The 24,676-nt window shown below is 64.8% G+C and carries 21 protein-coding genes; 15 read left to right on the forward strand and 6 right to left on the reverse strand.

Annotation, left to right across the window (positions count from 1 at the left end; genetic code table 11):
- The first annotated feature begins 85 nt into the window (after positions 1-85).
- From dnaE to IPU70_RS08550, 7 genes are read left to right on the forward strand one after another with little or no spacing between them, the layout of a single operon-like run.
- A complete protein-coding gene (gene dnaE, locus IPU70_RS08520; RefSeq protein WP_207466470.1) occupies positions 86-3,580 on the forward strand; it encodes a DNA polymerase III subunit alpha in 3,495 nt (1,164 codons plus the stop codon).
- On the forward strand, positions 3,577-4,677 hold the full coding sequence (locus IPU70_RS08525) for a glycosyltransferase family 4 protein (RefSeq protein ID WP_207466472.1): 1,101 nt from the start codon (positions 3,577-3,579) through the stop codon (positions 4,675-4,677). The genes dnaE and IPU70_RS08525 overlap by 4 nt, the downstream gene beginning before the upstream one ends.
- A complete protein-coding gene (locus IPU70_RS08530) occupies positions 4,674-5,522 on the forward strand; it encodes a polysaccharide deacetylase family protein (RefSeq protein ID WP_207466474.1) in 849 nt (282 codons plus the stop codon). Before IPU70_RS08525 ends, IPU70_RS08530 begins: the two co-directional genes overlap by 4 nt.
- Positions 5,519-6,271: a glycosyltransferase family 2 protein gene (locus IPU70_RS08535; RefSeq protein WP_207466476.1), complete on the forward strand. Its 753-nt coding sequence runs from the start codon at positions 5,519-5,521 to the stop codon at positions 6,269-6,271. The genes IPU70_RS08530 and IPU70_RS08535 overlap by 4 nt, the downstream gene beginning before the upstream one ends.
- On the forward strand, positions 6,268-7,377 hold the full coding sequence (locus tag IPU70_RS08540; protein ID WP_207466479.1) for a glycosyltransferase: 1,110 nt from the start codon (positions 6,268-6,270) through the stop codon (positions 7,375-7,377). The genes IPU70_RS08535 and IPU70_RS08540 overlap by 4 nt, the downstream gene beginning before the upstream one ends.
- A 24-nt stretch (positions 7,378-7,401) precedes the next feature.
- Entirely contained in the window at positions 7,402-8,127 is a 726-nt protein-coding gene (locus IPU70_RS08545) for a polysaccharide deacetylase family protein (RefSeq protein WP_013392673.1), read from the forward strand.
- On the forward strand, positions 8,102-9,250 hold the full coding sequence (locus tag IPU70_RS08550; RefSeq protein ID WP_207466481.1) for a glycosyltransferase family 4 protein: 1,149 nt from the start codon (positions 8,102-8,104) through the stop codon (positions 9,248-9,250). Before IPU70_RS08545 ends, IPU70_RS08550 begins: the two co-directional genes overlap by 26 nt.
- 34 nt (positions 9,251-9,284) lie before the next feature.
- Here IPU70_RS08550 and IPU70_RS08555 read toward each other — a convergent pair whose 3' ends face one another.
- Genes IPU70_RS08555 through IPU70_RS08565 form a run of 3 tightly spaced genes read right to left on the reverse strand, consistent with a single transcriptional unit; the run spans position 9,285 to position 11,318 of the window.
- Entirely contained in the window at positions 9,285-9,575 is a 291-nt protein-coding gene (locus IPU70_RS08555) for a YkgJ family cysteine cluster protein (RefSeq protein WP_207466482.1), read from the reverse strand.
- Positions 9,566-10,330 (reverse strand): YdcF family protein, encoded by a 765-nt coding sequence (locus IPU70_RS08560; RefSeq protein ID WP_013392676.1) that lies wholly within the window; start codon positions 10,328-10,330, stop codon positions 9,566-9,568. The genes IPU70_RS08555 and IPU70_RS08560 overlap by 10 nt, the downstream gene beginning before the upstream one ends.
- Before the next feature lie 16 nt (positions 10,331-10,346).
- A complete protein-coding gene (locus IPU70_RS08565) occupies positions 10,347-11,318 on the reverse strand; it encodes a glycosyltransferase family 9 protein (protein WP_207466484.1) in 972 nt (323 codons plus the stop codon).
- 107 nt (positions 11,319-11,425) lie between these two features.
- Here IPU70_RS08565 and msbA point away from each other — a divergent pair, with 107 nt between their 5' ends.
- The 4 genes from msbA (at position 11,426) to IPU70_RS08585 (ending at position 17,143) form a co-directional block, all read left to right on the forward strand.
- Complete coding sequence (gene msbA / locus IPU70_RS08570) at positions 11,426-13,201, forward strand: lipid A export permease/ATP-binding protein MsbA (RefSeq protein WP_013392678.1); 1,776 nt, start codon at positions 11,426-11,428, stop codon at positions 13,199-13,201.
- A 169-nt stretch (positions 13,202-13,370) separates the two neighbouring features.
- Positions 13,371-15,176 (forward strand): monovalent cation:proton antiporter-2 (CPA2) family protein, encoded by a 1,806-nt coding sequence (locus IPU70_RS08575; RefSeq protein ID WP_207466486.1) that lies wholly within the window; start codon positions 13,371-13,373, stop codon positions 15,174-15,176.
- Positions 15,177-15,297: 121 nt separating this feature from the next.
- On the forward strand, positions 15,298-15,528 hold the full coding sequence (locus IPU70_RS08580; protein ID WP_207466488.1) for a hypothetical protein: 231 nt from the start codon (positions 15,298-15,300) through the stop codon (positions 15,526-15,528).
- A gap of 142 nt (positions 15,529-15,670) precedes the next feature.
- On the forward strand, positions 15,671-17,143 hold the full coding sequence (locus IPU70_RS08585; protein WP_207466490.1) for a sensor domain-containing diguanylate cyclase: 1,473 nt from the start codon (positions 15,671-15,673) through the stop codon (positions 17,141-17,143).
- A 68-nt stretch (positions 17,144-17,211) separates the two neighbouring features.
- Here IPU70_RS08585 and IPU70_RS08590 read toward each other — a convergent pair whose 3' ends face one another.
- Positions 17,212-17,913 carry a DUF3053 domain-containing protein gene (locus tag IPU70_RS08590; RefSeq protein WP_207466492.1) on the reverse strand — a complete coding sequence of 234 codons (702 nt, stop codon included), beginning with the start codon at positions 17,911-17,913 and terminating at the stop codon, positions 17,212-17,214.
- Positions 17,914-18,105: 192 nt separating this feature from the next.
- Positions 18,106-18,999: a LysR family transcriptional regulator gene (locus IPU70_RS08595; RefSeq protein ID WP_207466493.1), complete on the reverse strand. Its 894-nt coding sequence runs from the start codon at positions 18,997-18,999 to the stop codon at positions 18,106-18,108.
- A 219-nt stretch (positions 19,000-19,218) separates the two neighbouring features.
- Between IPU70_RS08595 and IPU70_RS08600 the strand changes: the two genes are divergently transcribed.
- Genes IPU70_RS08600 through IPU70_RS08615 form a run of 4 tightly spaced genes read left to right on the forward strand, consistent with a single transcriptional unit; the run spans position 19,219 to position 22,967 of the window.
- Positions 19,219-19,758, forward strand: a complete 540-nt coding sequence (locus IPU70_RS08600; protein ID WP_242702378.1) for a TRAP transporter small permease — start codon at positions 19,219-19,221, stop codon at positions 19,756-19,758.
- A complete protein-coding gene (locus IPU70_RS08605) occupies positions 19,755-21,026 on the forward strand; it encodes a TRAP transporter large permease (protein ID WP_207466497.1) in 1,272 nt (423 codons plus the stop codon). Before IPU70_RS08600 ends, IPU70_RS08605 begins: the two co-directional genes overlap by 4 nt.
- A gap of 56 nt (positions 21,027-21,082) precedes the next feature.
- Complete coding sequence (locus tag IPU70_RS08610; RefSeq protein WP_013392686.1) at positions 21,083-22,075, forward strand: TRAP transporter substrate-binding protein; 993 nt, start codon at positions 21,083-21,085, stop codon at positions 22,073-22,075.
- A 58-nt stretch (positions 22,076-22,133) separates the two neighbouring features.
- Positions 22,134-22,967 (forward strand): NAD(P)-dependent oxidoreductase, encoded by an 834-nt coding sequence (locus tag IPU70_RS08615; RefSeq protein ID WP_013392687.1) that lies wholly within the window; start codon positions 22,134-22,136, stop codon positions 22,965-22,967.
- A gap of 2 nt (positions 22,968-22,969) precedes the next feature.
- On the opposite strand, the gene rng is transcribed toward IPU70_RS08615, so the two are convergent.
- Entirely contained in the window at positions 22,970-24,433 is a 1,464-nt protein-coding gene (gene rng / locus IPU70_RS08620; protein ID WP_041655367.1) for a ribonuclease G, read from the reverse strand.
- Positions 24,434-24,676 lie beyond the last annotated feature (243 nt).

Consider the following 24,676-nt stretch of genomic DNA (forward strand, 5'->3'; position numbering starts at 1 on the left):
TATTGTTACACAGCCGCCTGCGGTGTCCTTTGCGCAAGCGCAGAGGCCTCGGCTTGGACCGCGTTGACTAGGTACAATTCCCTTTATGTCCGAAGAAGCCGTAACAACCCCGTCCCCATTTGTTCACCTGCGCGTACACTCCGAATTCTCGGTCGTGGACGGCCTCGTGCGCATCCCCGACCTCATCAAGCGCGTGGCCAAGCTGGGCCAGCCCGCAGTCGCCCTGACGGATCTGTCGAACCTGTTCGGCCTGATCAAGTTCTACAAGGGCGCGCGCGGCGCCGGCATCAAGCCGATCGCCGGCTGCGATGTCTGGTTGTCCAACGATGACGACCCTGCCAAGCCTTTTCGCCTGTTGCTGCTGGTGCGCAACCACCAGGGCTATCTCAATCTCTGCGAATTGCTGTCCAAGGCCTTCCTGACGAACCAGGGCAAGGGCCGCGCGGAGATCCGCCGCGAATGGCTGCAGGGGCAGGAGGGGCTGATCGCCCTGTCGGGCGGGCGCGGCGGCGACGTGGGCCAGGCGCTGGACGCGGGCAACGCCGTGTCGGCGCTGGCGCTGGCGCGCCAGTGGGCGCACCTGTTCCCGGGCAGCTACTACATCGAATTGCAGCGCGCCGGCATGGACGGCGACGAAGCCTACACCCAGGCCGCCATGCGTCTGGCGAGCGAGGCCGGCCTCCCGGTGGTGGCGACGCATCCGGTGCAGTTCCTGGACGAATTCGAATTCCAGGCGCACGAGGCCCGGGTCTGCATCGCCGAAGGCGAAATCCTGGCCAACCCGCGCCGCGTGCGCCGGTTCAGCAAGGAACAGTACCTGCTCAGCTCCGAGGAAATGGCGCGGCGTTTCGCCGACGTGCCCTCGGCGCTGGCCAATACGGTGGAAATCGCCAAGCGCTGCAACCTCAGCCTGGTGCTGGGCAAGCCGCGCCTGCCCAACTTCCCCACGCCGGAAGGCGTGGGCCTGGACGACTACCTGGTCCAGCTGTCCGAAGAGGGCCTGGAAAAGCGCATGGAATTCCTGTTCCCGGACGCCGCCGAACGCGAGTCCAAGCGCGAGCAGTACTACGAACGCCTGCGCTGGGAATGCAAGACCATCATCCAGATGGGCTTCCCCGGCTACTTCCTGATCGTGCAGGACTTCATCAACTGGGGCAAGAACAACGGCGTGCCGGTGGGGCCGGGCCGGGGCTCGGGCGCGGGCTCGCTGGTGGCCTACGCCCTGGGCATTACCGACCTGGATCCGATCCGCTATGACTTGCTGTTCGAGCGCTTCCTGAATCCCGAGCGGGTCTCCATGCCCGACTTCGATATCGACTTCTGCCAGGACAACCGCGAACGGGTCATCGACTACGTCAAGGAAAAGTACGGCCGCGCCGCCGTGAGCCAGATCGCCACCTTCGGCACGCTGGGCGCCAAGGCCGTGGTGCGCGACGCCGGCCGGGTGCTGGACATGCCCTACATGTTTTGCGACGGCCTCTCCAAGCTGATCCCGTTCAACCCGATGGATCCCTGGACCCTCGAACGGACCTTGAAGGACGAACCCGCCTTCAAGGACCGCTACGAGCAGGAAGAGGAAGTGCGCGCGCTGGTGGACCTGGCCAAGCCGCTCGAAGGCCTGACCCGCAACATCGGCATGCACGCCGGCGGCGTGCTGATCGCGCCCGGCAAGCTGACTGACTTCTGCCCGCTGTATTGCCAGCCGGGCCAGGAAAACAGCGCGGTTTCTCAGTTTGACAAGGATGACGTCGAGGCCGCCGGCCTGGTCAAGTTCGACTTCCTGGGCCTGCGCAACCTGACCATCCTGGACTGGGCCGTGCGCTATGTGCGCCAGTTCAACGAGGACAAGCGCGACTTCGACGTCATGGCCCTGGCGCTGGACGATGCGGCCGCCTACAAGATCCTGTGCGACGCCAACACGACCGCGGTGTTCCAGCTGGAATCGCGCGGCATGAAGGAACTGCTGAAGAAGCTGCGGCCCAACACCTTCGAAGACATCATCGCCATGCTGGCCCTGTACCGGCCGGGGCCGCTGGAATCGGGCATGGTGGACGACTTCGTCAACCGCAAGCACGGCCGCGCCGCGGTGGACTACTTCCACAACGACCTGGAAAGCACGCTCAAGAGTACCTACGGGGTCATCGTCTACCAAGAGCAGGTGATGCTGATCTCGCAGATCATCGGCGGCTACTCGCTGGGCGGCGCCGACCTGTTGCGCCGCGCCATGGGCAAGAAAAAGCCCGAGGAAATGGCCAAGCACCGCGAGCTGTTCGAACAGGGCGCCAAGGAAAAGGGCCATGACCCGGACCTGGCGGTCAAGCTGTTCGACCTGATGGAGAAATTCGCGGGCTACGGCTTCAACAAGTCGCACTCGGCCGCGTACGCGCTGATCTCGTACCAGACGGCCTGGCTCAAGGCCTACCATCCGACCGAATTCCTGGCCGCCACCATGTCCTCGGACATGGACGACACCGACAAGGTCCAGATCTTCTGCCGCGACGCCCAGGACAATGGCGTCGAGGTGCTGCCGCCGGACGTCAACTTTTCCGGCTACCGCTTTGAACCGGTCGCCGACAAGCACACCAAGAACGGCAAGCCGCCGCGCACCATGCGCTACGGCCTGGGCGCGGTCAAGGGCACGGGGCAGGGCGCGGTCGAGGACATCCTGCGCGCGCGCAAGGAAGGCGGTCCCTTCCTGAACCTGTTCGATTTCTGCCGCCGCGTCAGCAAGCAGGCGGTCAACCGCCGCACCATCGAGGCCCTGATCAAGGCCGGCGCCTTCGACACCATTGAACCCAACCGGGCGGCGATGCTGGCCTCGGTGCCCACCGCCATGGAAGCCGCCGAGCAGGCGGCGCGCAGCGCCAACCAGGCCTCGCTCTTCGGCGACGACAGCGGCGACGTGGTGGCCGGCGAACTGGCCAAGGTTGCGCCCTGGGATCTGCACAAGAAGCTGACGGAAGAAAAATCCGCGCTGGGCTATTACTACAGCGGCCACCTGTTCGACGCCTGGCGCGATGAAGTGCGCCGCATCGTGCCGATGCAGCTGGTGCGGGTCGAGCCGCAGCGCGACTTGCAATGGATGTGCGGCGTGCTGGCCAGCGTGCGCGTCATGATGACCCGCCGCGGCAAGATGGTCTTCGCGGTGCTGGACGACGGCACCGCGCAGGTGGAAATCTCGGTCTTCAACGAGCTCTACGAAAAGCACCGCAACCGCCTGCGCGAGGACCAGCTCGTGATCGTCCAGGGCAAGGTCAGCAATGACGACTACTCCGGCGGCATGCGCATCGTGGCCGAACAGCTCTATGACCTGCAACTGGCGCGCGAAGCCCGCGCCAAGTCCCTGCGCGTCAAGCTCAACGGCAGCGCCGACGCCGCCCGCCTGCGGCAGATGCTGAACCCGTTCCGGGCCGAGCCCGAGAACGGCATTCCTGGCGTGCCGGTCGATATCGTCTATACCAAGAATAATTTCCTGTGCACGGTCCGCCTGGGCGAGGAGTGGCGCGTCCGCATGGCCGACACGCTGCTCGCCAACCTGAATGAATGGACCAAGCCGGATGGCGTGGAGGTCACCTATTGATGCCTATGCGTATCGTTCACTCGGAAGCCGCCACCAGCTTTGGTGGCCAGGAAGGCAGGATCTTCAAGGAGATGACCGCCATGCGCGCGCGCGGCCATCACATGGAAGCCATCTGCCAGCCCAAGGCCTTATTGGCCGAACGCCTGTCGGATGCCGGCTTCCCCGTGCACACCCTGGAAATGGATGGCGCGGTGAATTACCTGAAGGGCATCGCCACCATTCGCGGCATTCTGCGCGAAGGGCGCTTCGACGTGCTCAATACCCACAGCCGGCGCGACACGGTCATCGCTGCCGCCGCCGGCCGGCTGGCGGGGACGCCGCTCATCGTGCGGACCCGGCACCTGTCCAACAAGGTGGGATCGCTCTGGTCCTACACCTGTCTGCCGCACAGGGTCACGACGGTCAGTGATCATGTGCGGCAACACCTCATCGACCGCGGCGTGCCAGCCGGCAAGGTGGCCACCGTCTATTCGCCCATCGTGCTGCCGCCGCCCGTGGAGCGTTCCACACTGCGCGAAGAGCTAGGCTTGGCCGATGACGACATCGTGGTCGGCTGTGTGGCCGTCATGCGCGCCACCAAGGGCCACAAGGACCTGATCGACGCGATCGCGCCGCTGATGGCCAGCCGGCCCAAGCTGCACCTGGTGTTCGTCGGCGGCGGTTCGCCGGTGTTCGAGCAGACCCAGGACTATGTGGCCGAGCTGGGTTTGCAGGACCGCATCCACCTGATGGGCATGCGGCGCGACGTGCCCAATCTGCTGGCGGGTTTCGACCTCTTCGCCCTGGCGACACAGCAGGAAGCGTCCGGCACCGTCTATGTCGAGGCGCAGGCCAGCGGCCTGCCCGTGATCGGTACGGACGTGGGCGGCGTGTCGGAAATGTTCCGCGACGGCGAAACCGGCATCCTGGTGCCGCCCAAGAACCCCGAAGCCCTGACTGCCGCGCTGGTGCGCCTGATCGACGATGCCGATCTGCGGCGGCGCATGGGCGAAGCCGGCCGCAAGATGGTCTGGGACGAGGGCGTATTCTCGCCCGCCCGCCTGGCGGAAACCACCGAGGCCGTCTACACCAAATGGCTGGCGGAGCGCGCGGGATGAATGCGCCCAACGTCCCGGTGCTGATGTATCACCACGTCACGCCGGCCGGCGGCATGATCGCCGCGACGCCCGAGGTGTTCGAGGCGCAGATCGCGCGCCTGGCCCGCGCCGGCTACCAGTCCTTGTCCGCCGACCAGTTCGCGGCTTACCTGGCGGGCGGCGCCGTGCCCGAGCGCTCGGTGCTGATCACCTTCGACGATGGCTACCTGAACAACTGGGTGCACGCGCATCCGGTGCTGGCGCGCCACGGCATGCGCGCCGTGCTGTTCACCATCACCGGCTGGATCGGCGACGGGCCGGTCCGCCCGCATGCGGGCCAGGGCGGACCCTTGCCCGCCACGCCCGATCATGACGCCTGCAAGCAACTGGTGGCGGCGGGCCGTGCCGACGAGGCCATGCTGCGCTGGAGCGAGATCGAAGCCATGCGGGCGGCGGGCACCTTCGAATTCCATTCCCACACGCATACCCATACCCGCTGGGACAAGGTCTGCGGCGCTGACGAGGACGCCAAGCGCGCCCATATCGCCCAGGAGCTGCGGGATTCCCGCGACACCCTGACGCGCCGCCTCGGAGCCGTCAGCGACCACCTCTGCTGGCCGCAAGGCTACTTCGACGCGGACTACGTGGCCGCGGCGCGGGCCGCCGGGTTCCGGCACTTGTACACTACCGACCCTTTCGGCCAGAACACCCCCGGCGCGGATCCCGAACATATTTATCGTTTCGCGGTGCGCAACCAGGGCGGCTCCTGGCTGAACCGGCGCATCTGGCTGTCGCGCGATCCCTTCTGGGGCCCGCGCTTTCATGCCTGGAAGGCCTGGAAAAAGCGTCTCAGGAATCGCGGATGAAGCTATCAGTCATCATCATCACCAAGAACGAGGTGGCGAACATCGCCGCCTGCCTCAAGTCCGTGGCCTTCGCCGATGAGTTCATCGTGGTGGACTCGGGCAGCACCGACGGCACAGTCGAAGTCGCGCGCGCCCTGGGCGCCAGGGTGGAAGTCACCCCGGACTGGCCTGGCTTCGGCCCGCAGAAGAACCGCGCGCTGGACCTGGCCACGGGCGACTGGGTGTTGTCGATCGATGCCGACGAACGCGTCACGCCGGAACTGGCCCAGGAAATCCAGGACGTGTTGCGCGCGCCGCGCGCCGATGCCTACGAGATCGCGCGCCTGTCGAATTTCTGCGGCCGCGACATCCGCCACAGCGGCTGGTGGCCCGATTACGTGCTGCGCCTGTTCAAGCGCGGCACGGCGCGGTTCAACGACGTGGCCGTGCACGAGCGGGTAGTGCCGGCCAACGGCAAGCCGCTGCAGATGCGCGGCTATTTCCACCACTATCCCTACGACAACCTGGATGCGCTGATCACCAAGGTCAACCGCTATTCGTCCGACGCCGCCGCCATGATGTACGCCAAGGGGCGGCGCACCTCGGTCTTCGGCGCACTGGGCCATGGCTTCTGGACCTTTGTGCGGATCTATCTGATCCGGCGCGGCTTCCTGGACGGCAAGCACGGCCTGGTGCTGGCTGTCGTTGCCTCGGCCGGCAGCTTCTTCCGCTACTCGAAGCTGATGTTCCTGGCCGAGAAGAAGAAGTGAAGATCCTCTATACCAACTTCCACGCCGGCAATGGCGGGGGGCACGTCACCTACATCATCAATCTGGCCAAGGCCCTGTCCAAGGACCACCAGATCACGGTCGCGGCGCCGGCCACCAGCCGCCTGTACCGGTACGCCAAGGCGATTCCGGGGGTGACGGTCGAGGACATGCAGTACACCACGCGGCCTTCGTCCTGGTTCAAGGACCGCTCGCGGCTGCGCCGCCTGATCAAGGCCGGCGGCTTCGACATCATCCATGCCAACGGTTCGGCCGACCACAAGCAGGTCATGCTGGCCACGCTGGGCATGCGCCGCCGCCCGCGCATCGTCTTCACCAAGCACAACGACCATCCGTTGACGAGCTTTGGCCACAAATTGCGGGTGGCGCTGGCTACTGACCACGCCATCGCGGTCAGCGACTACGTCCACGGCCTGATGCAGCATTCGCCCTACGGTAAGCGTCCCATCACCACCATCCGCCACGGCATCGACACGAATTTCTTCGCGCCGCCGCCGCCGGAAAGCCTGGACAAGCTGCGCGCGCTCATCTTCGGTCCCGAGTGGCAGGGCAAGCTGCTGCTGGGCAGCGCCGGCGGCACCGACTACGACAAGGGCTGGCTGGACCTGGTGGCTGCGGCCGCTGCCTTGCCGCCGGCAGACCGCGCACGCGTATTGCTGATGGTGGCGGGCGATCCGCCCAACGAGGCCAAGCTTGCGCGGGTGCGCGAACTGGGCATGATCGATCAGGTCCGCTTTCCGGGGCTGCTCGATGACGTGCGGGCCGCGCTGGCCTCCTGCCATGCGGGTTTTGTGCTGTCCTATCGCGAAGCCCTGTCGTTCGCCTGCCGCGAGATCATGGGGCTGGGGTTGCCCGCCCTGGTCAGCGACGCGGGCGGCCTGCCCGAGAACGTCACCGATGGCGTCGACGGCTGGATCGTGCCCGCGCGCGACGTCCCCGCCATCACGGCCAAGCTGCGCTTCATGCTGGACCATCCCGACGCCGTGCGCGTCATGGGCGCCCGGGCGCGGGAAACCAGCCTGCGGGATTTCAATCTGGAACGTTTCGCCGCCGCCACACTGGACGTATACCGACGCACGCTGGGATAAGACCGGGCTTTATAATCTGTCCCTATGTCTATCCCCATACTCATGTACCACCAGATCGGCGAGCCCAATCCCAAGGGCACACCGTTCCGCGGCCTGACGGTGCACCCCGACAGCTTTGCCCGGCAGATGCGCTGGATGCGCAGGCTGGGCTATCGCGGCCTGTCCATGCGCGACGTCATGCCTTATGTGCGCGGCGAACGCCAGGGCAAGGTGTTTGGCATCACGTTCGACGACGGCTACCGCAACGTGCACCACAACGCCATGCCGGTGCTGAGCGAACTGGGCTTCACCGCCACCAACTACTTCGTGGCGCGCCAGTTCGATGGCGGCAACGTGTGGGATCTGGAAAAAGGCATTCCGTTTTCGGCGCTGATGACCGTGAACGAAATGCGGGAATGGGCCCAGGCCGGCAACGAAGTCGGTTCGCACACGCTGGACCACGTGCACTTGCCCCAAATGTCGCCCGACGAGGCCCGCCGCCAGATCGTCCAGTCCAAGGACGAGCTGGAGCAGGCCCTGGGCGCGCCGGTCACCGCCTTCTGCTATCCCTACGGCGACCATGGCCCGGAACACCGCGCCATGGCGCGCGAGGCCGGCTACGACAACGCCACGTTGACCCAGCGCGGCCTGGCGGCAGCCTCGGACGACCCCTACGGGTTGCCGCGGGTCACGGTCTCGCGTTCCACCAACATCATCCGTTTCCTGCAGAAGTGCCTGACCCGGTATGAAGACTCCCGCCGGCGCGGCTGAGCGGCGGCTGCGCATCGCGCTGCTGGTCGACCGCTTCGGCAATCGCTTTGGCGGCGCGGAAGCCTACGGCGTGGAACTGATGCGGGTGCTGGGCCAGCGCCATGACGTATCCATCGTGGCGCGCGACTTCGACAGCGATCTGCCGTTTCCCTTCCTGCCCGTGCGCTTTCCGGGCTGGCTGCCCAGCTGGATGCGGGTACTGTATTTCGCCTGGCGCGCCGACCGCCTGACCCGCGGCCGCTACGACATCGTGCATTCGCACATGAACGGCTGGGCCGGCGAAATCCAGGTGATGCACGTGACGCCGGTGCGCTACAACCGGCTGACCCGCGTCAAGCCTTTGCAGCGCCTGACCGCCTGGCTCAGTCCGCGCCTGGCCACCTATCTGCTGCTGGAAAAGCTGCGCGTGCGCCGCGCGCCTGCGAGGCGCGTGGTGGCGGTGTCGGGCCTCATCATGGACCAGCTGCACCGCAGCTACGGCCCGCAGTTGCCGGTGGACATCATCGCGCCGGGGGTCAAACTGCCTACCGCGGCGCAACGGGAAGGCCGCGAAGCCACCCGCGCCAGCCTGGGCTGGGACGCAGGCACCATAGGCTGTCTGCTGGTCGCCCGCAATCCCTTGCGCAAGGGATTGCCGGCGCTATTGGACGCCCTGGCGCAACTGCCGCCGCAGTACCGGCTGCTGGTGGTGGGGGCGGACGAGCCTACGCGCGAACGCGTGCGCGCCGCTGGCGCCATCGCCAACCGCGTCACCTTGATCGACCCTACACCCGACGTCGCCCGCTACTTCAGCGCCGCCGACATCTACGCGCATCCGACCCTGAACGACAGCTACGGCATGGCGCCATTGGAAGCCATGTCGCATGGGCTGCCCGTGGTGGTGAGTTCTCCTGCCTATTGTGGCTTCGCGCAGTATCTGTCCGCGGGCAAGGATGCGCTCATCCTGCAGGATCCGCGCGACGGCGCTCAACTGGCGCAGGCGCTGGAGCGGCTCGGCTCCGAACCGGAATTGCGGGCGGCCCTGACCGAGCGCGGTCTTGAAATCGCCCGCGAGCAAAGTTGGGAAACGGTCGCGGCGCGCTACGAGGCGCTGTACGAAAAGGTGCTGCAGGAGCGCGGCTGATGGCAGGCGCGGGTCCGGGCTAGTCGGCCGCGCTTCAATGGCCGGGGGTGGTGGCCTGTTCGAGTTCGCCCAGCCACCGGATCGCGTGTTCGCGGCCGGTGCCGCACATCTCGGCCTGGGGCTGCAACCCACCGCAGAAATCCGGGCGCGACGGCTGCCCGAAAACCGCGCAGCGCATGTCCGGCAGCAGCTGGATACAGGGCACGCCGGCGGGCTTGCCTTGCGGCATGCCGGGAATCGGCCGGGTGATCGATGGCGCGATGCAACAGGCGCCGCAGCCGGGCCGGCATTCCAGCGCGGCGGGCGCCTGCGGGTTCAGACCCATCCGCGCAACCAATAGACGAACAGGCCGGCGTACTCCTTGATGATGGAGCGGCTGGCGTCGAACGTGCGCTGGTCTGGCAGCCACAGCGGCAGCGATCCGTCCGCGGGCGCCACGATCTGCGGCGGTGCCGGAGCGGCGACAGCTTCCACGCCTTGCTTGGAAAAGGCCGCCATGGCCCGGGGCATATGCAGCGCTGATGTCACCAGCAGGACTTTGCCGATTCCGCGGGATTTGAGCTGGTCCTCGGTCAGGGCCGCGTTCTCATAGGTGGTGCGGCTGGAGTTTTCCAGGATCAGGGCCGTTTCCGGCACGCCCTGCTGGCGGATGGCGTGCGCCATGCCGCGGGCTTCGCTGACGTCGCCTTCCAGCGCGCCGCCCGACAGCAGCACCTTGGGCGCGCGCCCGGCCAGATAGAGCTGGGCAGCCGTGTCCACGCGCACCACCGCCGTGTCCTTGTCATAGGGCAGGAACCAGTTGGCGCGGCCATTGGCGGTATTGCCTCCCAGCACCACGATGGCGTCGGCCGTCGGGGACTCGGAAGGGGCCAGATGCGGATAGCGGGATTCCAGCGCGCCGCCCAGCCAAAGCGAGGTGGCCGGCAGCGACCAGGCCAGTGCCCAAAGCAAGCCTGCGACGATGAGGGCGCCGCCGGTCTTGCGCAGCCGGAACAGGCCCAGCACCAGTCCGATGACGACCAGGGTCACGCACAAGTTGTAAGGAATGATCAGATTCGTGAGATAGCTGGACAAGGTCATTTTGAAACAATCCTGATTACTGCGTCTCGCCCAGCAGGAGGTTGGCCTGCTGCTCGACTTCCTCGACGGACGGCCATGCATGCTCCGAGCCTACGCACACGGCCCGCGGCGACCACGGGCCGGTACGTCCCGGACGCGTTACGCCAAACAGGGTCAGTTCCCTGGCATCGGCTGCCGCAGCCACGTGCGAGACGCCGGAATCGTTGCAAATTACCAGCGCCGCCCGCGCCGTCAGGGCCGCGAACGCGCCCAGGGACAGGGGCGGCAGCAGCAGCGCCGTGGGCGCATTGCGCCGCGCCTCCTCGGTTTCGGCCGGAGGGGGGCACATTACCACGGTATGGCCGCGAGCCTGCAGGGCGCGGGTAAGTGTATCGAATCCCGGCCAGACCTTGATCTTGCCCTTGTGCAGCCCCGTGGCAGTGGGCGCGATCAGCACGAAACGCTGGCCCGCCAGTCCGGCCGCCTCCAGCGCCAGATCGGCCGCGCCCTGGTGGGCGGAGGTCAAGGGCAGGTCCAGGGTCGGGGCGGGTTCGGCCGGGCCGCTGGGCAGGCCCCAGCGGGTCAGGGCCTCGCGGGTCAGGTGATGCCAGGACTGCACCGCGTGCAGCGAATCGCCGGGCTTGGCAACGGGCCAGCGCAACAGGAAGCTGCGGCCATCGTCGCGATAGCCGGCCGAGGGCAGTCCCGCCAGCCGGAACACCAGCGCGCTGGACAGCGAATCCGGCAGCAGCAGTCCGCGGGCGCGGCGGCCCTGCGGCCCCAGGCCGCGGCGATGGGCGCTGACTGCCGCCCGGTCGGGACCGACCTTGCCGCGCATGGGGATGAAATCCTGCTTGGCCACGCCATCGAGCAGGTCGCGGGCCCAGGGGCGGGCGCAGATCACCAGGGGCAGGCCGCTGGCGTGCAAGGCGCGCAGGCTGGGCAGGCTCATGCAAACATCGCCCACCCAATTGGGTAACCGGACGTACAGGCAGCTGATATCGGACATGGAAGGGCGCAGGGCGCGTTAAGGCTGAAGGGGGCATGGCCCGGACGGCGACTTGTCGCGCAGCCGGTACAATTCTCGCCACAATTGTATAAAAGCGAGTGATCCCTTTGAATTCTGCCGCACGCAACGCGCCCGCGAGCTCCCAACCCGTCAAAGCTGAACTCTGGAGTCGGATCTACAGCCGCGTGGGCTCCTACTGGAAGGGATTGTTGCTGGCCGTCCTGCTGATGGCCGGCGCGGCAGCCACGCAGCCGGTCCTGGCCGTGATCATGAAGCCTCTGCTGGACGGCGGCTTTTCGGGCGCCAAGCCGTACTACGTCTGGGCCTTGCCGCTGGCGGTGGTGGGCCTGATCCTGCTGCGCGGCATTTGCAACTTCTTCAGCGACTACCTGTTGGCCTGGGTGGCCAACAACGTGCTGCTGGGCATGCGCCGGGACATGTTCGAGCGGCTGCTGGGCTTGCCCGACGCCGACTTCAAGCAGGGCGACACCGGCCGTCTGCTCAACCGCTTCACCATCGACGCCGGCAACGTCACGGGCTACGCCACCGACGTCATCACGGTGTTGGTGCGAGAAACCCTGGTCGTCATCGCCCTGATCTGCGTGCTGCTGTACATGTCCTGGGTGCTGACGCTGATCATCCTGATCATGCTGCCGGTGTCGGTGCTGATCTCGCGCTTCTTCATCAAGCGCCTGCGCCGCATCAACCGCGAAACCGTCAACATGAACGCCGAGTTGACCCGCGTCGTGGGCGAGGGCATTGACGGCCAGCGCGTCATCAAGCTGTTCGACGGCTATGAAGTCGAGCGCGGCCGCTTCGATTTCGTCAGCCGCCGCCTGCGTCGCTTCGCCATGCGCACCGCCACGGCGGACGCCGCCCTGACGCCGCTGACCCAGGTCTGCATTTCCATCTCGGTCGGCGCCGTCATCGCCGTGGCGCTCAGCCAGGCCAACCACGGCGCGCTGACCGTGGGCAGCTTCGCCTCCTTCATGGCGGCGCTGGCCCAGATCTTCGATCCCATCAAGCGCCTGACCAACGTCGCCGCCCGCATGCAAAAGATGCTGGTGTCCGCCGAAAGCGTGTTCACGCTGATCGACCAGACGCCCGAAAAGGACACCGGCACCAGGGAATTGGCCGAGCCGGTGCGCGGCAAGGTGGAATTCCGCCACGTCCAGCATCGTTTCCCCGATGCCGACCGCGATACGGTCAAAGACATTTCCTTCACCGTGGAGCCTGGCCAGACCGTCGCCCTGGTGGGGCGCTCAGGCAGCGGCAAGACCACCCTGGTCAATATGCTGCCGCGCTTCGTGCTGGCGGATAGCGGTTCCATCCTGGTGGACGACACGCCGATCGACGAGCTGACCTTGCGCAGCCTGCGCTCGCACCTGTCGCTGGTGAGCCAGGACGTGGTGCTGTTCGACGACACCATCGCGGCCAACGTCGGCTACGGCGCATTGGGCAAGTCCAGCGAACAGAAGGTGCGCGATGCGCTGGCGGCGGCCAATCTGCTGGAGTTCGTCGAAGGGCTGCCGCAGGGCCTCAATACGCCGGTGGGCGAAAACGCCGCCCGCCTGTCCGGCGGCCAGCGCCAGCGCCTGGCGATCGCCCGCGCGTTGATCAAGAACGCGCCCATCCTGATCCTGGACGAAGCCACCTCCGCGCTCGACAACGAATCCGAACGCCAGGTCCAGGCCTCGCTGGAACGCCTGATGAAGGGCCGCACCACGCTGGTCATCGCGCACCGCCTGTCCACGGTGCAGAACGCCGACCGCATCATCGTGCTGGATGCGGGCAAGATCGTCGAACAGGGCCCCCACGCCGAGCTGCTGGCCGCCAACGGCCTGTACGCCTCGCTCTACAAGATGCAATTCCGCGACGATTGAGCCGGTCCGCGCAGGCCGGCGGCTGTTTTTTCCTGTCGCATTTCCGGATTGCCAAGCGCCCGGATTGCCGGAAAATGGAGCCGGGCCTGCCGGCAGGCCCGGCCCCGGCCCGATGCGGACGGGGCGGCGCCGCCAGGCGCTTTGGTCCGCCGAGCATCAGGAGCGCCCCATGTCCCTGCCTGCCGAAGGCAATCAGCTAGTCAATGTCGTCGTCCTGCTGGGGGCTGCGGTCGTCGCGGTTCCGCTGTTCAAGCGCCTGGGGCTGGGATCCGTCCTGGGATACCTGGCCGCAGGCCTGGTGATCGGCCCGTTCGGCCTGGGCTTGTTCTCCGATCCCAAATCCATCCTGCACGTGGCCGAACTGGGCGTGGTGATGTTCCTGTTCATCATCGGCCTGGAGATGCAGCCCTCCCGCTTGTGGAAGCTGCGCGGCGAGATCTTCGGCCTGGGCGTGGCGCAGGTGCTGGCCTGTGGCGGACTGCTGACGGTGGTCGGCCTGCTGGCGGGGCTGTCGGGTCCCGCGGCTTTCATGGCCGCGATGGGCTTCGTGCTGTCGTCCACCGCCATCGTCATGCAGATACTGGCCGAGCGCGGCGAAACCGCCAGCGCGCAGGGCCAGCGCATCGTCTCGATTCTGCTGCTGGAAGACTTGGCCATCGTGCCCTTGCTGGCCCTGGCGACCCTGCTGGCGCCGGCGGACAACGCCAGCCATGGCGATCCCTGGATGCAGTCGGCCATCGCGGTGGCCTGCATTCTGGCGCTGCTGGCCGCCGGCCGCTGGCTGCTCAACCCCTTGTTCCGTCTGCTGGCCGCCGCGCATGCGCGCGAGGTCATGACGGCGGCCGCCTTGCTGGTGGTGCTGGGCGCGGCGCTGCTGATGGAATTGGGCGGCCTGTCCATGGCGATGGGCGCCTTCCTGGCAGGCGTGCTGCTGTCCGAGTCCACCTTCCGCCACCAGTTGGAGGCCGAAGTCGAACCCTTCCGCGGCATTCTGCTGGGCCTGTTCTTCCTGGGCGTGGGTATGTCGCTGGACCTGTCGGCGGTGGCCCGCGAGTGGCCGCTGATCCTGGCTGCGGTAGTGGTGTTCATGCTGGTGAAGTCGGTGGGCGTGTATGTGGTGGCGCGGGTGCTGCGCGCCACCCACGCCGAGGCCATGACCCGCGCGGCCTTGCTGGCGCAAGGCGGCGAATTCGCCTTCGTGTTGTACGGGGCGGCGGCCGCTGCCGGCATCTTCGATCCGCATACCGGCGCCGTGCTGACCGCGGTCGTCATCATTTCCATGGCGCTCACGCCGCTGTGCGTGCTGGCGCTGCGCTGGCTCCTGCCCAAGCCGCAGCCTTCGATGGAGGGCGTGGACGTGGCCAAGGATCTGGAGGGCTGCGCGCTGATCGTGGGGTTCGGCCGCTTTGGCCAGATCGTGACCCAGGCGATGCTGGCGCGCGACCTGACGGTGTCGATCCTGGACACCGATACCGACGCGATCCGGGCGGCGGCCAAATGGGGCGTCAAGGTCTATTACGGCGACGGCACCCGCGTCGACATGCTGCGCACCGCTGGCGCGGAAAATGCCTGCGCCATCTTGATCTGTATCGACGACCCGAAAGCGGTCAACCACATGGTCAAGCTGATCAAGGCCGAGTTCCCGCTGGTGCGGGTGGTGGTGCGCGCTTATGACCGCATCCATTCGCTGGCGCTGGCCAAGGAAGGGGTGGATTACCAGGTGCGCGAAACCCTGGAATCGGCGCTGGCCTTCGGCGAGGCTGCGTTGCGCGTGATCGGCGTGCCGGCCGACGAAGCCGCCGAGGTGGTGCTGGATGTGCGCAGGCGCGACACCGAGCGTTTCGATCTGGAGGTGGCGGGCGGGCTGTTCGCTGGCCGCTCGCTTCTTTACGGCAATATGACCAGCGCCCCGGACGGCCGCAACGACCAACCCGACCGGGAAACCGGGAAGGCTGCGGCCAGCCCGACCGCGTAACCGACTATTTCCTTATCGTTGCATTACTTTTCGCATCATTTCACGCGCAGGCGCTGATGGCTGAGGTAGATTTGTCCGCACTGACTCTTCATCCATGACGAGCATTTGCCAGGGGGCTGCCATGCTGCAATCGGATCGGATTTCCACGACGCCGCACGCTGTTGGAGTAGAACTGGCCCGGCGGCAGGCCTTGGCCTTGCGCTGCGGGTTTTCGGCGGGTTCGATGCGCCGGCTCATGTCGCACACGGGCGGTGCGGGTCCGGCCTGGTCCATCGGCGCGCATCGCGAAACCGACAGGGCCAGGGGCGCCAAGGCCTTCCCCTTCCGCATCGCGGCGGTCGCGGCGAGCTGAGGAAAGATCCAGGCGGGCGGCGCGGAATTTTTTTTAGGGCCGGATCTTGCGTGGCATGTCCGGGGGCGGCATCATCAGCGGCGTAAATGTCTGCTGGAAGTGAACCGCTTTCCCCCGACGTCCCCTGCGTAGGAGCGCCGTATTGAAGTCTCGCGGGCTAGTGCATCGCGCCTTGTACGCATTGGCGGTGCTCGTCGCAATCGGCATCTGCGCGGCGGCGGTCGCGCTGCTCTGGATCGATCGCCGCGCCACGTGGGAATCCGCCCACGCCTCGGCGCGCAACATCACCGGCGTGCTGTCCGCGGATATCAGCCGCACCCTGCATGTCTACGACTTGTCGCTGCAAGGCATGGCGGAACGCCTGCGCGAACCCGGTCTCGACCGGCTCGCGCCCGAAACCCAGCACCGTTTCCTGTTCGACCGGCCATCCACCGCCGAATACCTGGGCGCCGTGGTGGTGCTGGATAAGAACGGCAACATCCGCTACCACTCCGGGGGGCTTGATGTGCCGGACGTGAGTTTCGCCGACCGGGATTTCTTCCAGGTGCATCGGGATGCGGACGACGTCGGCATGTACGTCAGCAAACCGTATCGCAGCCGTCTGCGCGACGGCGACGAGAGCATCGCCATCAGCCGGCGCTTGTCCAATCCGGACGGCAGTTTCGCCGGCGTGGTGGGCGGCTCGCTGCGCCTGGCCTACTTCCGCGACCGTTTCGCCGCGCTGTCGATCGGCGAGCGCGACGAGATCAGTGTCTTCCGCAACGATGGCCTGCTGCTGTTGCGCGCCCCGTACTCGCTGAACGACCTGGGCAGCGACATCGGCATGACGCTGGATTTCCAGCAGTTCCTGATCCGCCGCGAAGGCTCGTTCGAGGGCGCGCTGTCGCCGGATGGCGTGAACCGCTACTACACCTTCGCCAGCATCGAGGACACGCCGCTCATCATCGACGTTGCGATGGACGTGGACGAATTGCTCGAACCCTGGGACCGCCGTGCGCTCTTCATCATCCCGGTGACCACGGCGTTGCTGCTGTCGGTGGTGGCGCTGATCGTGCTGTTCAGGCGCGAGATGGCGCTGCGCAAGGCGGTCGAGACGCAGCTGGCGATACAGGCTCGCACGGACGGACTGACGGGCCTGGCCAACCGGCGCGCGTTTGACGAGACGCTGGCGCGCGAATGGCAGAATGCGCGCCGCGAACGCGTGCCGCTTTCGCTGCTGTTCCTGGATGCGGACCATTTCAAGCGCTACAACGACCGCTATGGCCACCAGCAGGGAGACCAGCTGCTGACCGCGCTGGCGCGCGTGCTCAAGAAGAAGGCCCGGCGTCCCCGCGATCTGGCGGCGCGCTACGGGGGCGAGGAATTTGTCGTGCTGTTGCCCAACACCAGCCGCCAGCGCGCGGTGGAGATTGCGGAGAGCATACGGCGGGCAGTTGCCGGCCTGAAGGTGCCGCACGAGGACGCCGCCGCCGGGATCGTCACGATCAGCGTCGGGGTTGCGACCTCGGTGCCGCAGGCCGACGATACGCTGGACAGTCTGGTGGAGGCGGCCGACGCTGCGGTCTATCGGGCCAAGGAATCCGGCCGCAACCGCGTGGCGGTCGCAGGGACGTGATCCGGCGCAGCATGAAAAAAGCCCCGCCGCGCTCATCGCGCGGCGGGGCTTTCTAGTGCCACCTGGGCTTAGCGGCCGACCATCACGGCCTGCATGCGCGTCTGCGCCTGCTGCACGTTCTTGGCTTGCGCATTCAGGTCCTGCAGCAGTTGGTTCAGCTCGGCCTGCACGGCGGGATCCTGGACCTTGACGATGGGGCCGGAAATGTCGATTTGCGCGGCATGCGCGGCGACGTAGTCAGCGATCTTCAGGCTGCTGTCGAAGGTCGCGTTCAGTTGCGGCAGCACATCGCGGAAGGTGTCGGCCGGCAGGCTGACGGTCTTCTCGTAGGCCTTGTCGTACACGGCCTTCAGGTCTTCCGGCTGCTTGAGCTGCGCGCGCGCGGCGTCGGCCTTGGCCTGCTGCTCCTTCAGCGCCGTACCCATTTCATTGAGCGAGGCCTGCACGGTCTTCAGGTCGTCGCGACGGGTCACGATGTCGTTCAGCGAGCGCATCGAGCCTTTCTGCATGATGCCGGACAGGGGCTTGACCGAGGCATCCATGCCTGCGTTGAAGTCCGTGATCACCGCATATTGCGCCGCGTAGTCGCCGAAGGACTTCTTCTCTTCATCCGTCAGCTGCGGGACGCGCACGCCGGGCTTGTCGACGATACGGGTCTGCAGGAACTGCGTGAACGCGGCACGCTGTTCGGGTTCCTTGTTGCCGCAGGCGGCCAGCATCAACGGCAGCGCAGCGGCCAGCACCAGGAACGGACGGAATAGGGACTTCATCGCATCGAACTCCTAAAAGCGAAGTAAAGAAATGGTCAGGGTATACCCTGAAGGCGCCCGCAGCTTATCGGGTCGTCTTCCTTGCCGCCATTGCTTTCAGAATTGTTTGCAATCGAATCGTTAAGAAACACAATTCACACATAATGAAGTGAAATCCCGACTGCTACCTGCTACGCGTGCGCGCGTCGCTCCTTATTCCTGGACGGCGATTTCCCGCAATGCCGAGGTCAGCAGCTCCGCCGAACGGGACAGAGAGCGGCCCGCGCGCCGCAGGATGCCGATGTGCCGGTATAGCGGCGGGCTGCTGATGGCAACACAACGCAGACGATTGGTATCGCCTTCGCGGGCTGCCAATTCAGACAGGATGGCCACGCCCAGTCCCTGTGCCGCCATTGCCAGCACGGTCGAGTTGTAGACCACCTCATACGCCGCCGGCAGCGAAATCTTCAATTTATCGGCCGCCGCTTCGATGTGCGTGCGGATGCTGCTCTCCCGCACCGGCAATATCAATGGATGCTCGGCCAAGTCCTTCAGCGTCACGGTGTCCGGCGCGGCCCAGGGATAGTCATGCGCCATGTAGGCGCAGAAGCGGTCGGTCACCAACTGCTCCCAGACCAATTCCTGATCGCGCTTGATCGGGCTGCCTATTCCAAAGTCGACCTCGCCGCTGCGGGTCATGTCGTTGACCCGGGAGGCCACCGTATCCCGCACACAGACGGTAATGCGCGGATAGTCGCGATTCAGCCTGTGGATGGCTTGCGGCAGCAAGCCGGCGGCCAGCGAGGGCAGGACGGCGACGGTTACGGTGCCCCGTTCCCGATCGCTGGTGTCGCGGGCATGGGTCACCAGGTCTTCGATTTCGGCCACCAGCTTCTCGATCCGCGGAAAAAGCTCCTGGCCCCGGGGCGTCAGGCTGACGCTGCGGTGGTTGCGATCGAACAGCCGCGTGCGCAGATGGGACTCGAGCTGCTGGATTTGTATGGTCAAAGCCGACTGCGAAATGTTCAGTTCGTGAGCGGTCCTGGTGAAGTTGCCCAGGCGCGCAATCGTGAGGAAGGCGCGCAACTGCTTGAGATCACTCAACATTATCGAAACTCCGGTTCAAAGCAGGACGATTCAACAATCGTTTTTTTGGAAAAGAATGTTCTGTTATTTGAATTTTACGAATCGCATGCCGCTGAGTATATTGCCTATCGAACGCCTGGCTCAAAAAGGCGGCGAATAAATAAATGAGACAAAGAGGGAGGGCTCCGCATGGCCGGACATTGTGCCTCACGCCAGAGGCTTCAAACGCTGCAGCGAATAATGGATTCGATAAACGCCGCAGCTGAAAAGTGCGCCGGACTTTTTCTTATAGGAATGGTCCTGGCGATTTCAATTTCTGTATTTGTACGGTTGCTTTACACCTATACCGGTATTCCGTTTTCCACGCCCTGGGCGGAAGAACTGGGCCGCTTCATGATGGTCGGAAGCGTCTTCATCGGCGGCGCCGTCGCGACTTATCGCCTGCGGCTGATCGGTGTCGATGCGTTCATAGGCATGGTGCCGGAGTCGGTCGCCCGCTGGCTGCGCGTGGTGGCGCATATCCTGACCTTGATGCTTGCGCTGCTCTTGGCCTGGAAATCGATCAGGCTGATAGAACTCGGCATGCGGCAGACATCGCCGGCGATGGAAATGCCCATGGCATACATCTACATATTCATGTTTATTGGCTGCGTGCTCATGAGCCTGAATACCTTCACGCACGTCATCAAGGAATTGCTGAGCGTTGACGTATCGAAGCAGGGCGGCGAGGAGGAAAGAGTTGCCGCCGCCATGCAAAACAGTGAAGGAGGGGCGCTGTGATTCCGGTTCTGTTCTTGTCATTTACGGCGATCCTGATCATCGGCGCGCCCATCGTCACCGCCCTGGGCATGTCGGCCGCGTTCGCCTTGCAGGCGGGCGACCGGTCGCTGCTCATCGTGGCGCAGATGGCGTTCCAGTCGCTGGATTCGTTCAGCCTGATGGCCGTGCCGTTCTTCATCCTGGCCGGGCATCTCATGTCCTCGGGCGGCGTGGCTACCAGACTGGTGCAACTGGCCAATGCCTTCGTCGGCTGGATCCGGGGCGGCCTGGGCGCGGTCGCGGTGCTGACCTCGCTGCTGTTCGCGACGGTTTCCGGTTCGTCGTCCGCCACTACCGCGGCGATCGGCTCCGTGCTGATTCCGGAAATGGAAAAGAAGGGCTATCCGAGATCGTTCGCGGCCTCCATTGCCGCATCCTCGGGCGAGCTGGGGGCGATCATTCCGCCATCGATCCCGATGATCGTGTACGCCTTGACGGCGAACGTATCGGTCGGGTCGCTGTTTCTCGCGGGCATCCTGCCGGGTCTGCTGATCACCGTGTCGCTGATCCTGACGGTCTGCCTGGTCGCCCGCTTCCAGGGTTTCGATGAAGTCACCGCGGTGAGCTTTGGCGGGTGGCTGAAAGGCGTCCTGGTAGCCCTGAAGGATGCAACGCTGGCGCTGATGATGCCGGTCATCATCCTTGGGGGAATCTACGGCGGATTGTTCACGGCCACGGAAGCCTCCTGCATCGCAGTGCTTTACGGGCTGGCGCTCGGGCTATTCGTCTACAAGGAAATAACGGTCAAGGATCTGCTGGGCATTTTCGCGCGCTCCGCGGTGATGTCTTCCATCATCCTGCTGATCGTGGCCTTCGCCGCCGTGTTCGCGTACCTGTTGACGATCAACCAGGTGCCGCAGCAGGTCGCAGCCATGTTGGGTTCGGTCACGACCAATCCGATCGTGTTCCTGCTGCTGGTGAACGTCATGTTGTTCCTGGTCGGCATGTTCATCGAGGCATTGGCGGCGATCCTGATCATCGTGCCCATCCTGGCGCCCATCAGCCTGGCTTTCGGCATCGATCCCATCCACTTCGGAATGATCGTCATCACCAATCTGGCGGTCGGCATGGTGACGCCTCCGGTCGGTGTGAACCTGTTCGTGGTGTGCGAAGTCGCCCAGTTGAAAATGCACCAGTTGGCGAAGTACCTGGTTATCTTCCTTGCCGTGCTGGTGCTTGATGTCCTGATTATTTCTTACGTGCCCGCCATTAGTACTTTTTTCTTATAAAAAATAATCCGGCCGCCTGACGGCAGCGCCTGTCGGGCGGCTGGAAAATCGAGGAGATGGATGTGAAGCTATTCAAGAAACTGTTTGGCGCCGGCGCCCTGAGCGCCCTCATGTTTGCCGCGCCGTCGCATGCCCTGAACATGGATGTGGGGCACACGCTCACGACGGACAGTCCTTTTCACGTGGGGGCGCAGAAGTTTGCCGACGTGCTGAAGGCGAAATCGAACGGGAAAATCACGATTTCCGTGTTCCCGCATTCGCAGCTGGGCGGCGAACTGACCATGATCCAAGGCGCCGTGGCCGGCGCCACCGACCTGGTCATCACGGGCCAGCCGACCTTGAACGGCATCGTCAAGGAATTCCTGGTCTTTGACTCGCCGTTCCTGTTCGACAGCGTCGAGCAAGCCAACCAGATCCTCAATGGGCCGGCGGGCGACAAATTCATGGAAGTCCTGCCCAAGTACGGCCTGGTCGGCCTGGGCTGGTTCTCGGCAATCGAGCGCAACGTCTTCGGCAACAGGCCCGTCAACTCGGCTGAAGACCTCAAGGGCATGAAGATCCGCGTCATCCAGTCGCCGGGTTACGTCGAAAGCTACAAGGCCCTGGGCGCGCAAGCGACTCCCATGGCCTATTCGGAGTTGTATCTGGCCCTGCAGCAGAAGGTGCTCGACGGCGGCGAAACGACGCCGGACCAGTTTGTCTCGGACAAGTTCATCGAGGTGTCCAAGTACTTCAACATGACGCACGTCAACATCCATCCTGCGCTGCTGCTCATGTCCAAGGACCGCTGGGACCGCTTTTCGCCCGCGGAACAGAAAATGATCAAGGAGTCCGCGGACGAGGCCATGGCCTATGCGCGCGACTACTACAAGAAGGTGTACGACGAGGGCATGAAGACGATGCAAACGAAAGGGGTGTCCATCGTCTATCCCAGCAATCTCGATTCCATGGTGCAGGCTACGCGGCCCGTTGTGAAAAAGCTCGTCGGCGAAGCCCCCAATGGCCAGGCGCTCTATGACGCGCTGATCGCCGCCAAGCAGAAGCAGTAACGGGCGCGAACGGCACAGGCCCCGGCGCTTTCATAGTCAAGAGAAACTGGACAGATTGATGACACCTTTCAACCAACCCCAAAACCTGCGCGTGCTGATTACCGGAGCAGCCGGAAATATCGGCCTTTGCCTGCGCTCGCAGCTGCGCGGCCGCTATGCCTTGCTGCGTCTGGCCGACATCGCACCGCAGGAACCGGCGCAGGCAGGCGAGGAAACCTGCACCATGGACGTCCGGGACATCGAGTCCCTGGAACGCTGCATGGAGGGTATTGACTGCGTCATCCATCTGGCCGGCATTCCCGGCGCCGATGTCTGGGAAAAAATCCTGCCCATGAATATCGAGGGTTGCTACAACGTATTCGAGGCGGCCCGGCGCCAGAACGTGCGCCGGGTGATTTTCGCGAGTTCGAATCACGCTATCGGCTATCACCGGCGGGAGAAGTTTCTCGATGACACCGTGCAGCCCAGGCCGGATTCGCTGTATGGCGTATCGAAGGTATTCGGCGAGGGCTTGGGTCGGATGTACGCGGACAAGTACGGCATGTCCGTCGCCTGCTTGCGGATCGGCACCTTCCGCACGCCGGACCGCCCGAGCGAGGCGCGGCAGCTATTGACCTGGATCAGCCACCGCGACATGGCGCAACTGGCGGCGCGTTGCGTGGAGCACGAGTCCTATCATTTCACCGTGGTCTACGGGGTGTCGAACAACCTGCGCAACCGCTGGGACAATTCCAACGCGAAATTCCTGGGCTACGCGCCGCAGGACGATTCCGAGGTTTTCGCCGCGGAGATCCTGGCCCAGAACATCCCCGAGGATCCCATTGCGGCGCAGTTCCATGGGGGCTTTTATTGCCCCCTGGAATTCGTCGGCACCACCGACAGGATTTCCTGAAATCAGACCAGGATGATGTCGTACTGCTCTTGCGAGTACGCGCCTTCCACTTCCAGCGAAATGCGCTTGCGCACGAAGTCGCCCAGCATCGCCAGATGCTGGCTTTCCTCTTCCAGGAACAGGTCGACCACCTCTTGCGAGGCCAGGATGCGGAATTCCTTGGGATTGAATTGCCGCGCTTCGCGCAGGATCTCGCGCAGGATTTCATAGCAGACCGTGCGCGGCGTGCGCACGTTGCCGCGTGCTTCGCACATCGGGCAGGGCTCGCACAGCTGATGCGCCAGCGAATCGCGTGTGCGCTTGCGCGTCATTTCCACCAGGCCCAGCTGTGTAAAGCCGTTGACCGTCATGCGGGTGCGGTCGCGCGACAGCGCCTTCTTCAGTTCGGCCAGCACGGTTTCGCGGTGTTCCTGTTCCTCCATGTCGATGAAGTCCAGGATGACGATGCCGCCCAGATTGCGCAGCCGCAGCTGGCGAGCGATGGCCTGGGCCGCTTCCAGGTTGGTCTTGAAGATGGTGTCGTCGAAATTGCGGCCGCCCACGAAGCCGCCGGTGTTGACGTCGACCGTGGTCAGCGCCTCGGTCTGGTCGATGATGAGGTAGCCGCCCGACTTCAAATCCACCCGGCGCGATAGCGCCCGTGCAATCTCGTCGTCCACATTGGCGGTGTCGAACAGCGGACGCTCCCCACTGTAATGCTGGATGCGGTCCACCACCGAGGGGGTATAGACACGCGCCCATTCGAGCATCGCGGCGCTGGTCGTGCGGGAATCCACAAGTATGGCACCGGTGTTCGGACCCACCATGTCGCGCAACACGCGCTGCGCCAACGTCAGATCCTGATGCAGCAGAGCAGGGGCGGGCTGGGTGCGGGCTGCTGCCTGAACGCTGGTCCACAGTTTGCGCAGATATTCCAGGTCCGCCGTCAGCTCCTCATCATTGGCGCCTTCCGCCTGGGTGCGGACGATGAAGCCGCCTTTTTCCTCGGCGGGCATCAAAGCCTGCAGGCGTTCGCGCAACTGGATGCGCTCGGATTCGTCGTCGATCTTCTGCGAAATGCCGATATGCGGGTCGTGGGGCAGGTAAACCAACATCCGGCCGGCCATGCTGATCTGGGTCGATAGCCGCGCACCCTTGGTGCCCAGGGGGTCTTTGACCACCTGGACCATGATGGTCTGTCCCTCGAAAAGCAGCTTTTCGATGGGCGTGGGGGTGAGCCCCTGGCTTCTTTCGCCACGATTTTCACGCAGATCGGCGATATGTATGAAGGCCGCGCGCTCCAGTCCGATATCGATGAAGGCGCTCTGCATGCCGGGCAGCACGCGGACCACTCGTCCAAGATAGATATTGCCGACATGGCCCCGCTGAATGCTGCGTTCTACGTGCAGTTCCTGTACCGACCCTTGTTCCACCAGCGCAACACGGGTTTCGAAGGGGGTGACGTTGATCAGGATGTCTTCGCTCAGGGCGATGGCTGGGGGCATAGCGTGTTCGTCTCCAGTTAGGTGCGGCGTACAGGCGAATAGTAAACGTAGGGCAAGGCGGACGAGACAACTATCTCTATGGGGCGGCTGAGGGCGTCACCACTATATGTAGGGGAGGGCAAGGTTTGGCTGTTGCATGAATTCCAGAACCGCTGTGCTCCAACACGCCTGGAAATCTGTGCTATAGTCTCGCTCCTTCGCAGTTCAGACAGTTTTGAACCGCGT

Source organism: Achromobacter sp. SD115 (assembly GCF_017355315.1).
Classification (GTDB): Bacteria; Pseudomonadota; Gammaproteobacteria; order Burkholderiales; family Burkholderiaceae_B; genus Achromobacter; species Achromobacter xylosoxidans_B.

What these genes read in the sequence shown, in the direction of transcription:
- IPU70_RS08565 (WP_207466484.1), bottom strand. Translation starts at nt 11,318, where the DNA reads ATGTCCGATATCAGCTGCCTGTACGTCCGGTTACCCAATTGGGTGGGC.
- IPU70_RS08615 (WP_013392687.1), top strand. Translation starts at nt 22,134, where the DNA reads ATGACACCTTTCAACCAACCCCAAAACCTGCGCGTGCTGATTACCGGA.
- IPU70_RS08550 (WP_207466481.1), top strand. Translation starts at nt 8,102, where the DNA reads ATGAAGACTCCCGCCGGCGCGGCTGAGCGGCGGCTGCGCATCGCGCTG.
- IPU70_RS08560 (WP_013392676.1), bottom strand. Translation starts at nt 10,330, where the DNA reads ATGACCTTGTCCAGCTATCTCACGAATCTGATCATTCCTTACAACTTG.
- IPU70_RS08590 (WP_207466492.1), bottom strand. Translation starts at nt 17,913, where the DNA reads ATGAAGTCCCTATTCCGTCCGTTCCTGGTGCTGGCCGCTGCGCTGCCG.
- IPU70_RS08600 (WP_242702378.1), top strand. Translation starts at nt 19,219, where the DNA reads ATGGATTCGATAAACGCCGCAGCTGAAAAGTGCGCCGGACTTTTTCTT.
- IPU70_RS08535 (WP_207466476.1), top strand. Translation starts at nt 5,519, where the DNA reads ATGAAGCTATCAGTCATCATCATCACCAAGAACGAGGTGGCGAACATC.
- IPU70_RS08575 (WP_207466486.1), top strand. Translation starts at nt 13,371, where the DNA reads ATGTCCCTGCCTGCCGAAGGCAATCAGCTAGTCAATGTCGTCGTCCTG.
- IPU70_RS08555 (WP_207466482.1), bottom strand. Translation starts at nt 9,575, where the DNA reads ATGGGTCTGAACCCGCAGGCGCCCGCCGCGCTGGAATGCCGGCCCGGC.
- IPU70_RS08530 (WP_207466474.1), top strand. Translation starts at nt 4,674, where the DNA reads ATGAATGCGCCCAACGTCCCGGTGCTGATGTATCACCACGTCACGCCG.
- IPU70_RS08610 (WP_013392686.1), top strand. Translation starts at nt 21,083, where the DNA reads ATGGATGTGAAGCTATTCAAGAAACTGTTTGGCGCCGGCGCCCTGAGC.
- IPU70_RS08545 (WP_013392673.1), top strand. Translation starts at nt 7,402, where the DNA reads ATGTCTATCCCCATACTCATGTACCACCAGATCGGCGAGCCCAATCCC.
- IPU70_RS08595 (WP_207466493.1), bottom strand. Translation starts at nt 18,999, where the DNA reads ATGTTGAGTGATCTCAAGCAGTTGCGCGCCTTCCTCACGATTGCGCGC.
- IPU70_RS08580 (WP_207466488.1), top strand. Translation starts at nt 15,298, where the DNA reads ATGCTGCAATCGGATCGGATTTCCACGACGCCGCACGCTGTTGGAGTA.
- dnaE (WP_207466470.1), top strand. Translation starts at nt 86, where the DNA reads ATGTCCGAAGAAGCCGTAACAACCCCGTCCCCATTTGTTCACCTGCGC.